The sequence below is a fragment of the Mesobacillus jeotgali genome (genome assembly GCF_031759225.1).
Taxonomy (GTDB): domain Bacteria; phylum Bacillota; class Bacilli; order Bacillales; family Cytobacillaceae; genus Mesobacillus; species Mesobacillus jeotgali_B.
In genome coordinates, this window is the sequence record NZ_CP134494.1 from 3,249,304 (window position 1) to 3,261,866 (window position 12,563).

The window sequence follows — 12,563 nt, forward strand, 5'->3', positions numbered from 1 at the left end:
GTCACGTAAAAATTGTAAATCCTATTAATGAATAATTTTTGCAACCCGTTAATATGTTAATGAGGGAGCATTCGCCAAACAGGCTTAATACTCATCTTCCCTGAATCCAAAGTCACGAAGCTGTGTCGCTTTGTTTCTCCAATCCTTCTGCACCTTTACCCACAATTCCAGAAATACTTTCGTACCAAGCAGATTCTCGATATCATGACGTGCCCTTTTTCCGATTTCCTTCAGCATACTGCCCTGCTTGCCAATGATGATGCCCTTCTGGGAATCCCTTTCTACAATGATTGTAGCCATGACATGCACCATTTCCTTTTCAGGCTGGCGTTCCATCTTTTCAATTACAACAGCAAGCGAATGTGGAATTTCTTCCCTTGTCAAATGCAGTGCTTTTTCCCTGATCAATTCAGAAACAATGAAACGTTCAGGATGATCCGTCACCTGGTCAGCGGGATAGAACTGAGGACCTTCCGGCATTCTCTCCTTGATTTGCTCCAGGAGCTTTTCGACATTATTACCTTCTAGAGCAGATATCGGAACAATTTCAGCAAAGTTAAATTTTTCATTGTAGGACTCAATTAGTTTGATCAGCTCATCCGGGTGGATCTTATCGATTTTATTGATGACAAGGAATACCGGTGTTTTTACATTCTGAAGTTTCTCGATGATAAACTCTTCACCACGTCCATATCCTTCCTGGGCATTGACCATAAACAATACCAGGTCGACTTCTTTCAATGTGTTCTGCGCTACCTTCATCATGAAATCGCCAAGACGATGTTTTGGTTTATGGATCCCTGGTGTGTCTATGAATATCAACTGGGAATCATCAAGCGTAAGGACACCCTGCACCTTATTACGGGTCGTTTGCGGTTTATCGCTCATGATCGCAATCTTTTGCCCGATCACCCTGTTAAGAAAGGTCGACTTTCCTACATTAGGTCTTCCAATAATGGAAATGAAGCCTGATTTGTGAGATTTGTTGTTACTGCCTTGATTATTAAAATTCATACTGTATTTCCCTTCTCCACTTTATTTTAACTTATTTTCAGTGTGATTTCATCGTTTGTAGCAAAAATGAAATATAAAATTTTAAATTTTCTAAAAACATACAAGCATTGTTTTTACACTGTTATGATATTTTACTTAAGTTTTTCCCTGTTTTCAAATTGGTTCAAACATGAGTAAGAAAACTGCCCAGCTCTTTTAAAGATAATTCCCTTTTTAATCCCGTTTTTCTAAGGCTGCCCAGCCAAAAAAAGTTGCCCTGAACGGACAACTGGCTAAAACCATGCTAATAATCTTGGCAGAAAAATAATGAATCCGATGATGACACTGGAAATCGCAAAAACCAGGACGGCACCAGCGGCAATATCTTTTGCCTGCTTGGCTAGCGGGTGGTATTCTTTCGTGTACATATCTACGGTTCTTTCAATTGCCGTATTCATCATTTCCATCGAAATCATTCCGCCAATGGATAAAATAATGGCAATCCATTCGTACTTGCTGATGGAAAAAACAAACCCAGATAAAATGACAAAAACGGAAATAGCTATATGGATTTTGACATTTCGCTCCTTCACTGCAGCTGCCGCAATTCCCTCGAAACCGAATTTGAAAGAGGAAGCAAGTGTATGCTTCCTCTTTTTATCAGCGGCCAAGTCCAAACCCATCCAGAATTTCTTTTTGTCTGTCGAACATCTGTTTTTCATCCTGTTCATTCATATGGTCATAGCCTAATAAATGCAGGAGCCCATGTACCGCAAGGAATCCAAGCTCCCTCATGAAGGAATGGTTATACTCTTCTGCCTGTTCCCTTGCTTTTGGAATTGAAATAATGATGTCACCAAGGATCCTAGGAATATCCTCTCCCACAATCTCCAATTCCCCTTCACCCATTTCCTCGAGAGCAAAAGAAATGACATCTGTCGGACGATCCTTGTCACGATATTCACGATTTATTTCCTGAATTCTTTCATTCGATACGAATGTAATGGAAAGTTCACTGCCATCCTGGACATTCTCCTGACTTGCCGCATAGTTCAACAATTTTTCTATTTCATTTATTTCGTGATCTGATAATTCATTTACTTCATCCAAAAAATCGATTTCTAAACTCATGCCTGCTTCACCTTCTGCTTATTCATTTCTGGATATTCAATTCTCGAATGGAAGATTCCCTTTAGTGTTTCACAAAGTGTCTCAGCGACGGTATCCAGTTCCTTCAAAGTGATATCACATTCACCCAGCTGGCCATCCTGCAGCCGGTCCCCAATAATATTATGCACTAGCGTTTCAATCTGCTCATGTGTCGGGTGCGCCATCGATCTCACGGCAGCCTCAACACTATCCGCAATCCCGATGACCGCAGACTCTTTTGTTTGCGGCTTGGGCCCTGGATAACGGAAATCCTCTTCTTTTACCTCATGCCCGCCTTGCTTTGCCTTATGATAAAAGAATTTTAATAATGTTGTACCGTGGTGCTGTTCTGCGATATCAATGATCTCTTTAGGCATCCGGTGCTTTCGCAGCATCTCAGCTCCGTCGGTAGCATGGGCGATTATAATGTTTTTGCTTGTCAACGCCGGCAATTTGTCGTGTGGATTATCCATATTAATCTGGTTTTCAATAAAGAATTGCGGGCGTTTCGTTTTCCCGATGTCATGATAATAGCATCCTACCCTTGCCAGAAGCCCATTAGCTCCGATCGCTTCACACGCCGCCTCGGATAAATTAGCCACCATTACACTGTGATGATAAGTACCTGGAGCTTCTGTGAGAATTTTTCTTAAAAGCGGGTGGTTTGGATTGGAAAGTTCAATCAGCCTTAATGTTGATAAAATGCCAAATCCTGCTTCGAAAAATGGCAGCAAACCGATTGTCAATACAGCTGAAACAATTCCGGACACAAATGCAGCAATAAAATAAAAACCGTATTCCAGACCAGAATACTGGCTGTTCCTTAAAAACAGAATTGAAATGATCACAACCAGGTTAACCAGAGATACAAAAATCCCCGCCTGCAGGATTTTTGAACGGCGATTCTGTTTTTGCAGGAATAAAATGGCTGCCAGACCGCTGATCAAAATATAAATCCCGATGGTAACATTCAGCGTTCCAGTTATTCCTTCATTAAAGATGATCGACCCTGTAACAGCCAGGATAGCCATTTGAAACAACGCCAGTCTTTCATTGATCAGCATCTTGATCAGCATTGCTCCCATTGCCGCCGGGAAAAGATAGCCAATCTCCGAGTATTCAAATTCATCGAAAAGGCTGACCAGCTTCATCAACAAAATCGAGGTAATGAATATGATGCTGAAAATCAAAAGATTCTTCTGCTTTTTATCCCCGTTTTCCATTTCGTTAAAGATGACAAACAAGGAAAAAAGGATCAAAGCTACAAGCATAGCTAGCCCGATGAAAGGCTTATAGGAGTTCTCACTTTCTAACAGGCCCACTAGCTGAAGCTTTTTATAGACATCCCTGCTGATGAGCTGCCCTTCGTCGACAAGAATTTGCCCTTCGAGGATCCTGACAGGTTCAACACTGTCCATAGCCTGCTGGCGCTGGTCCTCGGTTGCTTCTGGATCGTAGAACTCATTCTGGACGACTGCATAGCGTCCGAGCTCAATAACAGCTTTCTTTAAACTGCTGCTTAAACTTGTATACTTCAATTCTTCCTCAACATTTAACTTCGCATTCTCCACCTCATCAGCGGGAACGCTGTGCTTCATCGTATTATTAATCGCCGTAACCGTAAGGTCCTTGGCAACCAGCAATTCTTCCTTCGGTGCTTGAAGCAAAGCAATGAAAACTTCGTCTGATAAGCTTTTAGTTTCATTCTCGGTCAACTTCGTTTTTAACATTGCCAGTTTTTCTTCATTCGAAGGACCTTCAGGAGCAGGAGCATCTTCCACATCCGCTTCTTCAGCTGTTTTCTTCTTCTGGTCGATCTCTTCCTGCACTTCATTATTGACTTCTGAAACCGAACCGAAAATGGAAGTGACTAAATCAACCCTGTTCTGAGCATATTCACTTTTGACTCTGTAAACATCATTGACTTTCTCGACAGCTTCCCTGCGGTTCGCTTCCGTGCTTTCCTTATCCTCAATAGTGATAGGCGACCGGATGGTTTTCTCCGCCACAGAGAATAACTCCAAATTAAGCTTTTCAGGTTTTACATTGCTATACATCGTTGAATACATCACAATACCAATCAGCAAAAATAACAAAACCCGGAAAATCTTTATATTCAACAAATTCAATATGGCAGTTAACTGGACCTGCAGCTTTTCCATTTACAGCCCTCCTATAAGAAAAGCGTAAGCGCCTTGACCAGACCCGACAAGCGCTGGAGGGCCTGACAGTGAAGTCGTTCTTTGACTTCATTAACAGGACCGAAATCGAAATGTGTAGCCGACTGCCCAGAAACGCAGAAACTGGAGACTCCGACAAAGAAGCGCTTTTGGCTTCTGCCGGCGGAGTTGAAGTTTCGGAGTTTCTAGGAGGCGAAACTAGACAAGCGACTCGAGGGGCTAGGCGCTGGAGCTAGACACTAGTCTTAGTTCAAAAGTTTATACAATTATAAAGCGAAAAGCGCAAGCGCCTTGGGCAGCCCCGACAAACGAGGACATTCCTTGACCTTACCTAGACACTTCTCAATGCGAAATATAGACTTTCTAAAATAGTTATTGTCAAAAAAATTGGAACAAGTTTGAGAATAACTGGGAAATATACTAACTTTATGTTCCATCATATCAGTTTTCCCGGGAATTTTCACCACTATTTGAGATTACGTCTGTCAATATCAGTTCTCAAACAGTTTCATCCACAATAATAGCAAAAGTCCGCCCTCGTTTTATCAAGAGCGGACTGAGTTGTTTATTCGTTTTTACCATATGCCTCGATGATCTTGCCGACAAGTGGATGTCGTACTACATCAGCCTGTTCAAGATGAACAAAGGAAATTCCAGAGACATTCATCAGCACTTTTTCTGCTTCAACCAGACCTGATTTAGCACCCTTTGGCAAATCAATCTGTGAGGTATCCCCAGTAATGATCATTTTAGACCCAAATCCCAATCGAGTCAAAAACATCTTCATCTGGGCTTGAGTCGTATTCTGCGCCTCGTCCAGGATCACAAATGCATCATCAAGTGTTCGGCCTCTCATATAGGCAAGGGGTGCAATTTCAATTGTCCCTCTTTCTATCAAGCGCAATGTGTGTTCCGTACCAAGAATATCGTGAAGGGCATCATATAATGGGCGAAGATATGGGTCCACCTTCTCCTTTAAGTCTCCAGGAAGGAATCCAAGGCTTTCTCCTGCTTCTACTGCCGGTCTGGTCAGGATGATTTTGGACACTGAACCATTTTTAAGTGCTGTGACTGCCATTACCACCGCTAGATACGTCTTACCAGTACCAGCTGGGCCAATGCCAAAGACCAAATCGCGGCTTTTGATCGCATTCACGTAATGCCTTTGGCCAAGAGTCTTGACCCTGATCGATTTACCCTTAACATTCTTACTGATTTCTTCATCATATAAATCCCTGAAATATTCCAGGGTACCCTTTTCAGCCATTTGAATCGCGTATACAGTTTCTCTCTGGCTGATACTGATCCCTTTGCGGATGACAGCAAGCAGATTATCCAAAACATCCTGAGCCATCTCCACCTTGTCCTCAGGTCCGGAGATGCCTACTGATTCTCCCCTGGTCACAATCGAGACACCTAGTTCCTGTTCAATCAGTTTAAGGTTCATATCTGCATTGCCAAATAATGATATGGCTTCAGTTGGGTTCGCCAGTTGTATTTCCATCGTTTTTAAGTCTTCTGTCATTCTCAGTCTCCTTGATAATTGGTTGTCCTACTGCTATATCTTCAATGATCGTAAAATGTGTTGTTAGCTTTACTTTATCATTCTCAATTGACTGATGTAAAATTTTTTCCCCTTTAATGATAGCATTTTCAGGAAGGTAGTTTTTTATATCCTTTCTCGCTAAATCTTTTGCACTTTCGATTGCTTCTTTCCTCGAATAGACGCGTGTCACCTGCTCCCGCTCCCTGAGGGTCTTTTTTTCAACCTTTATAGGGAGTTCCCACTTGAAAAATTTCACTGGCTGTTCATTCACTTCTGTTTCATATTCACTGAACTCAGGTTTTCCGAATCCCCATAAAGGCAAACCTTTGCCAGCCACGATAAGCGAATATTTCTTTTTTTCATTACCGTTATAAACCTGAAACGTGCTCTTCAACGGCAATTCCACCTTGGTTGTATACCATGTCTCACCAAGAATTTTGCCTTCGGCCGCAACTACTTTCAAATCATCCTCTTTCCCATAGAGACCGGAAACAAGAAGCTGTCCAGGCATAACATAATCATTCACTTCAACAACTGGTTCCCCTTTTTCGACGAAGATCTTGTAGATGGCTGCCTTACGTTTTGCTACCAGGTGCCTTGGTCCTGCGACTTCTGCTTTTTTCGGCTCACTCTTTTCTACCGCCTGAAAATGGTAGGTCGTCCCTTTCAGCTCCACACCAATCCACGTAAGGGCCCCTACTTTATCTGTGAGCTCCTTCTGGATGCTCTCCACACTATCTAGGGAAAACTGCAATTTGCCGACGCCAATCCCCATCCTGTCCAGTTCCTTGCGAATCTGGTGTTCTGTCGCGGGGCTCGCTCCTTTTATCTCAATGCCCCAAACCATGTTGGACAGAAGTATCATTAAAGCTAAAAATAAGAATGCCCCGGCCAAAAAACCACTGTTTGTCCATAATTTCTTTAAAAAGAAAGGGCCCCCTGCCCTTTCTAAAAACCTGATTTTACAGTTGCTGTCCCTTGCCGGTATCCTGAGTTTTTTCACATCCTGAAGATTGACATAAAAGGTGACAGCCTCTGATCCATGTTTTTTTACATTCCATATCGAAACACCATTTCGTGTCAGCTGATTCAAGAATCTTTCTATGCCCTTTCCGGTCAATTTCACTTTTACTGTGCCAGAAAAGCTATGAATCCATTGGTTTTTCATTGTGCTCCCCCTCAATCAATCATTTATATAAATAACCTGATCTATTTTCCCTTCGAGCAAGATTTCCTCAGGCAATATTGTCTTGATCACAAATGCTTTTCCCTTGACGAGAAGCTGGCCCCCTTTGATCATCAAGCGCACCTCTCCATCCGAAAACGCAAGCAGACCCCGGTGATTCTCTATATAAATATGGACTTGCCCAATCATCGTGATTCTAGGGAGATCCATCATGACATCTTGAGGAAGATCCATCTTTTGTGTCATCCATTTGCGTACATACTGGCCCCATTTTTTTGCCATAAAAAAAAGAACCCCCTTTCATCTCATATGTATGAGAAAAAAGGAGGTTCTAGCACCATTTTTAACTTTATGGATATGCATTCTTACAAAACAAGAGCAGGAGGGCGAATCTTTGCCTAATTTCTCCTTAAAGGCTTGTATGGCCTTTTTGCCCTTGGTTTCCCCAGGACTTCGGCCCATACTATACCCTCTACCAGGGTATCTTTGTCTGGCTGGAGGATCCCTTCATGTTCTTGTTGTTCTCTCTTTTGCTTCAATCTGCCCGATGATTCACCAGCAGACATCCTGCCTTTACTTGATCTCTCTTTATTGGTAAGAGCCTCTGCCTGTAGCTTTCTCTCTAGATAAACCTGCTGGAGATCATTCATGATTTCAACACCAGTTTCACCAGAATTGCGCTTTGCAGATTCCCGGCTTTGCTCTGTTTCCCTGTGAGGATCCTGACGAGGATCATAATCCTTTTCGATTGCAGGAGCAGGCTCAACCCTTGCCTCTGCCGGCTGCCTCCTGGCAGGAGCAGGAGCTGGCTGCCTCAATGGTCCAGGGTGCTGCATTGGACCAGGAGGCCTCACAGGTCGGCGCTGTGGCCCTTTGCCATCGTCCTTCTTTTGATTGAACAGACTGGAGATTACGCCGATTAGAACAAACAGGGCTATTGGGTTACTCAATATTTCAAATAAAAATTCCATCTGGAGCCCCCCTTTCTTTTACCGGGTTCTCGCATCAATTATTATTTTTGTCATCTTTTTTATTGTTTGATAGCTTGCCAATGGAGCCTCTCATATCTGTGTCTGCTTCGATGTTCTGGATATTCATATAGTCCATTACACCAATATTGCCTTCACGCAGTGCTTCCGCCATTGCCAATGGGACAGTTGCTTCGGCCTCGACGACCTTCGCTCTCATTTCCTCGACGCGCGCTTTCATTTCCTGTTCCTGAGCTACGGCCATAGCGCGGCGCTCTTCGGCTTTTGCCTGGGCAATCTTCTTGTCTGCTTCTGCCTGTTCTGTCTGAAGCTCTGCACCAATATTCTTGCCGATATCAACATCCGCAATATCAATCGATAGAATTTCAAAAGCCGTACCTGCATCCAGTCCTTTGGAAAGAACTGTTTGCGAAATCATATCCGGATTTTCCAACACTTTTTTATGGTTGTCAGAAGAACCGATCGTCGATACGATCCCCTCGCCTACACGGGCCACGATTGTCTCTTCACCAGCACCCCCGACAAGGCGGTCGATGTTCGCTCTTACTGTAATCCTGGCTTTAGCCTTTACTTCGATTCCATCCATGGCCACACCAGCGATGAATGGTGTTTCAATTACCTTTGGATTTACACTCATTTGCACTGCTTCCAGTACATCACGGCCAGCAAGGTCAATCGCTGCGGCTCTTTCGAATGAAAGCTCAATATTCGCACGGTGCGCTGCAATCAGGGCGTTTACTACCCTGTCAACATTACCTCCTGCAAGATAGTGGCTTTCAAGCTGGTTCGTTGTCACATTCAAACCTGCCTTGTGCGCCTTGATCATCGGATTGATGACCCTGCTTGGAATAACCCTTCTCAACCTCATACCAATCAGCGTGAAAATGCTGACCCTGACACCTGCTGCTAATGCTGAAATCCATAGCATTACCGGTACGAATGTCAGTAAAACACCAAGGAAAATGATCCCAAGTGCAATGGCAACTAAAACAAATGCTGTACCTGCTTCCATATGAACTGCCTCCTAAATGATATTCCTCGGTCCTTGAATCTTCTACTTTCACTAGTTCAATTCAAAGACCTCTGGTTTTTATCTCTACTTGTTGCTTCATCGATTCGTTGCGGTAAGATTACCTCAATGAACAGAGTATAATGAAAGAACAAACTAGATATCTTCAATTTCTCTAACCACAATCCTCGAGCCTTCGGTTTTCACAATCCTGACTCTCTTCCCATTTGCTATAAAGCCACCCTCACTGACTGCATCTATGCGTTCATCCTCAACAATGATCGTTCCAGATGGCCTGAGGGGAGTCAATGTGATACCTTCGACACCTATCAATTCCAGGCGATTTTTATTTGATACATAACCTTTTTCAGTGCTTGTTGAATCTGTCAGTATGATTCTTTTGAAAAATTTCATCTTTTTTCCAAACACCCTTATCATCAGAATAGATAAAACGATGGACGCAGTCAATGCGATCAGTAATGATATCCCCATATGAATCACATTATCCGATGCCATAAAAAAGCTCGCGATGATAGCTAGTAAGCCAATAACTCCAGCTATTCCACCTGGTATGAAGAACTCAAGCAAGATGAGGCCAAGGCCAAGTACGAATAGTATCAATGTCTCAAAACCAGCGAGGCCAGCTACCATATGCCCGTAGAAGAATAATAGCAGTGCTGATAAACCTGCTATACCCGGCAGTCCAAATCCAGGAGAATACAGCTCCAGAACCAAACCAAGGCTTCCGACTGTCATCAGGATCGGAATCACAACAGGATGCGTGATGAATCTCGCCAGTTTTTCCGCGAACGTCTCATTCACATTCCTGATTTCGGCATCCTCATAACCCAGTTTTCCCAATAACTCATTGAGGTTTTTAACCGTTCCTTCCGAATACCCGACTTCAAGTGCCTGATCTGCCGTAAGTGTCAGGAGCTTTCCTTTGCCTGCCCCTAGTTCCGGAAGATCGATGCTGTCATCAGCCATTGCCTGGGCATATATCGGATCCCTTCCACCTTCAACAGCTGCCGCCTTCATGGCAGCAAACCAGTATGACTCCGCTTTCTTTCCAGCAGTATTGCCTTGCTGGTCGATGATTGCAGCTGATCCCATTGTAGATCCGGGAACCATATAAATCTCATCGGTATTCAGGGAGATATAGGCACCTGCTGATAATGCCTGCTTATTGACGAAGGCCACAGTTTTCAAATCAGTGCCCGTCAGCAGCTTACCGATGCCTCCGGCTGCGTCTACCGCCCCGCCAGGTGTATTTACATCAAAAATGATTGCTTCCGCACCAGCCTCTTCCGCTTCCTCCACCGCTCTTTCCAGGAAGGCAAGCAGGCCCTTTTCGACTGTTTCTTCAATCGGCACCACATAGACTACTTTTTGATCAGCATCTGCAGTGAACGGATTGATCCAGCTGGCCAGTGACAAGAGGATGATGATGCCCGCAATCACTGATTTTATATTCAATTCGCCACCTCCATTCATTAAAATAAGGCCATAGTGGTAATACGCAGTTGAACCACAAAAAGTTTCATTGAATTTTTGCAGATTATGAAATTATTATTGAAGACTATTTCATGTTCACTTTTTTCAAATAACTATATGTATATAAATCAACATACCATAAAGCTTCGTGACAGGACATCTTTTATTATGCGCTAAAAAGGCCGCAAGAATATCCTGCGGCCTTCGAGCTTTTTATGAAAGGTGTTGTTGTACAAGTTTATTAACGAGAGATCCGTCTGCTTTACCTTTTACTTTAGGCATAAGGACAGCCATTACTCTACCCATATCGGCTTTCGATGCCGCACCGGTCTCCGCGATAGCTTCTTTGACGATTTCCGTCACTTCTTCTTCGCTAAGCTGCTGTGGCATGTAAACTTCGACATGCTTTAGTTCTGTTTGTATCTTTTCAACGAGGTCTTGACGACCAGCTTTTTCAAATTCCTGGAGGGAATCTTTGCGTTGTTTCACTTCACGAGAAAGTACAGTTAACTCTTCTTCTTCGGATAATTCCTGCTTGCCGAACTTGATTGCTTCGTTTTGCAGGGACGCTTTGACCATCCGAATCGTCGTGAGTCTGTCCTTTTCTTTGTTCTTCATCGCTTGTTTCATATCATTATTTAAACGCTCGAGCAGGCTCAAGTTATTCCACCCTCTCTTAGAACTTGCGTTTTCTAGCAGCTTCAGACTTCTTCTTACGCTTTACACTAGGTTTTTCGTAGAATTCGCGCTTTCTAGCTTCTTGGATAGTACCTGATTTAGATACAGTACGTTTGAAGCGTCGAAGAGCATCTTCAAGCGATTCGTTTTTACGAACGACAGTTTTAGACATTCTCTTTCCCTCCCTCCGAGCACAACACACTAACACCAAAACACATGGAAACCATGTACCTTGCAATTATAATATAACACTGGCAGGAGGTCAACTGTATTTAGCCCTTGTTTTTAGAATATGTACTTTTGCACGATAACATACTGTCAGCAAATTTTATTAGCATGTCCTGTCCTCCTTTTCATACATATAAATGGGAGGGGGAGTCCGATGGTCTATCTATTATTTTTCCTATTATTCCTTGCCGTTTTCATCGGCGGGATGACATTGCTTCGAAAAGGCTTATTCGATTTATCCGCAAGCAGAATGAAGAACTGGCTGGCCCACATGACCGATACCCCATTAAAAGGGTTGATTGCCGGAACCATCGTTACAGCCCTTCTGCACAGCAGTTCGGCTGTCATGGTCATCACGATCGGCCTAATTTCTGCAGGCCTGCTGAAGTTCTCGAATTCAATCGGTATCATTCTTGGATCGAATATCGGGACAACCTTCACCCTTGAAATCATCACCTTCAATATCGACGCATTTATCGTGCCTTTTGCTGTCATCGGCGCTATTTTAATGGTAATGAAAAATAAAACCTGGCAGAACATTGGAGCCATTTCATTTGGGATTGCAGCTGTTTTTGCAGCAATGCAAGGCTTCACTTTCCTAGCTGACCCTGTCACTAGCCTTCCAATTGTTGAGCTTGCCCTCGCCAACCTCAACAACAGCCATTTAATAAGCATATTTACAGGCATGGCTGTAACAGCCCTGATCCAGTCCAGTACCGCAATGACTGGAATCATCATGGGATTTCTGTCTGAAGGGACTCTAAGCATGGATTCAGCAATAGCCGCTATGCTTGGTGCCAATATAGGAACATGCATTACCGCCATGCTGGCGTCGATTGGAGCAGGAAAAGAGGCCAGGCTTACAGCATTGGCCCATGTATGGCTGAATGTCGCTGGGGCGGCAGTCTTCTATCCATTCATTGACCAAATAGCCTCTTTGGCTGCCTTGACTGCCACAAGACCAGAAGTCCAACTTGCGCATGTCAGTGTCATTTACAATATAATCGCTTCCTTGCTCGTACTTCCTGTTGCCGAGAAATTCGGCAGGATGATTGAATTCTTCCATGGAAGGGTCTAAAACTTAGATACAAAAAAGAGCTGGCGCCATTGC

General features: G+C 43.5%; 13 protein-coding genes. 1 reads left to right on the plus strand and 12 read right to left on the minus strand.

Annotated elements, in window-relative coordinates; translation table 11 throughout:
* Positions 1 to 84: 84 nt before the first annotated feature.
* The 12 genes from era to rpsU form a co-directional block, all read right to left on the minus strand.
* On the minus strand, positions 85 to 1,014 hold the full coding sequence (gene era, locus RH061_RS16410; protein WP_311071755.1) for a GTPase Era: 930 nt from the start codon (positions 1,012 to 1,014) through the stop codon (positions 85 to 87).
* Between the two features lie 272 nt (positions 1,015 to 1,286).
* Positions 1,287 to 1,664: a diacylglycerol kinase family protein gene (locus RH061_RS16415; RefSeq protein ID WP_311071757.1), complete on the minus strand. Its 378-nt coding sequence runs from the start codon at positions 1,662 to 1,664 to the stop codon at positions 1,287 to 1,289.
* Complete coding sequence (gene ybeY, locus RH061_RS16420; protein ID WP_311071759.1) at positions 1,654 to 2,124, minus strand: rRNA maturation RNase YbeY; 471 nt, start codon at positions 2,122 to 2,124, stop codon at positions 1,654 to 1,656. Before ybeY ends, RH061_RS16415 begins: the two co-directional genes overlap by 11 nt.
* Entirely contained in the window at positions 2,121 to 4,304 is a 2,184-nt protein-coding gene (locus RH061_RS16425) for an HD family phosphohydrolase (RefSeq protein ID WP_311071761.1), read from the minus strand. Before RH061_RS16425 ends, ybeY begins: the two co-directional genes overlap by 4 nt.
* Before the next feature lie 583 nt (positions 4,305 to 4,887).
* Positions 4,888 to 5,847, minus strand: a complete 960-nt coding sequence (locus tag RH061_RS16430; protein ID WP_311071763.1) for a PhoH family protein — start codon at positions 5,845 to 5,847, stop codon at positions 4,888 to 4,890.
* Positions 5,798 to 7,036 (minus strand): sporulation protein YqfD, encoded by a 1,239-nt coding sequence (gene yqfD / locus RH061_RS16435; protein WP_311071765.1) that lies wholly within the window; start codon positions 7,034 to 7,036, stop codon positions 5,798 to 5,800. The genes RH061_RS16430 and yqfD overlap by 50 nt, the downstream gene beginning before the upstream one ends.
* Positions 7,037 to 7,051: 15 nt before the next feature.
* Positions 7,052 to 7,336, minus strand: a complete 285-nt coding sequence (gene yqfC, locus RH061_RS16440; RefSeq protein ID WP_167831603.1) for a sporulation protein YqfC — start codon at positions 7,334 to 7,336, stop codon at positions 7,052 to 7,054.
* 116 nt (positions 7,337 to 7,452) lie between these two features.
* Complete coding sequence (locus RH061_RS16445) at positions 7,453 to 8,025, minus strand: hypothetical protein (RefSeq protein ID WP_311071768.1); 573 nt, start codon at positions 8,023 to 8,025, stop codon at positions 7,453 to 7,455.
* A 34-nt stretch (positions 8,026 to 8,059) separates the two neighbouring features.
* Positions 8,060 to 9,055, minus strand: coding sequence for a flotillin-like protein FloA (gene floA / locus RH061_RS16450; protein ID WP_311071769.1), 996 nt, complete (start codon positions 9,053 to 9,055; stop codon positions 8,060 to 8,062).
* Between the two features lie 153 nt (positions 9,056 to 9,208).
* Positions 9,209 to 10,546, minus strand: coding sequence for an NfeD family protein (locus RH061_RS16455; protein WP_396654812.1), 1,338 nt, complete (start codon positions 10,544 to 10,546; stop codon positions 9,209 to 9,211).
* A gap of 213 nt (positions 10,547 to 10,759) precedes the next feature.
* Positions 10,760 to 11,206: a GatB/YqeY domain-containing protein gene (locus tag RH061_RS16460; RefSeq protein WP_214704579.1), complete on the minus strand. Its 447-nt coding sequence runs from the start codon at positions 11,204 to 11,206 to the stop codon at positions 10,760 to 10,762.
* A gap of 16 nt (positions 11,207 to 11,222) precedes the next feature.
* Positions 11,223 to 11,396: a 30S ribosomal protein S21 gene (rpsU, locus tag RH061_RS16465; protein WP_015595024.1), complete on the minus strand. Its 174-nt coding sequence runs from the start codon at positions 11,394 to 11,396 to the stop codon at positions 11,223 to 11,225.
* Positions 11,397 to 11,606: 210 nt separating this feature from the next.
* Between rpsU and RH061_RS16470 the strand changes: the two genes are divergently transcribed.
* Entirely contained in the window at positions 11,607 to 12,530 is a 924-nt protein-coding gene (locus tag RH061_RS16470) for a Na/Pi symporter (protein ID WP_311071804.1), read from the plus strand.
* Positions 12,531 to 12,563 lie beyond the last annotated feature (33 nt).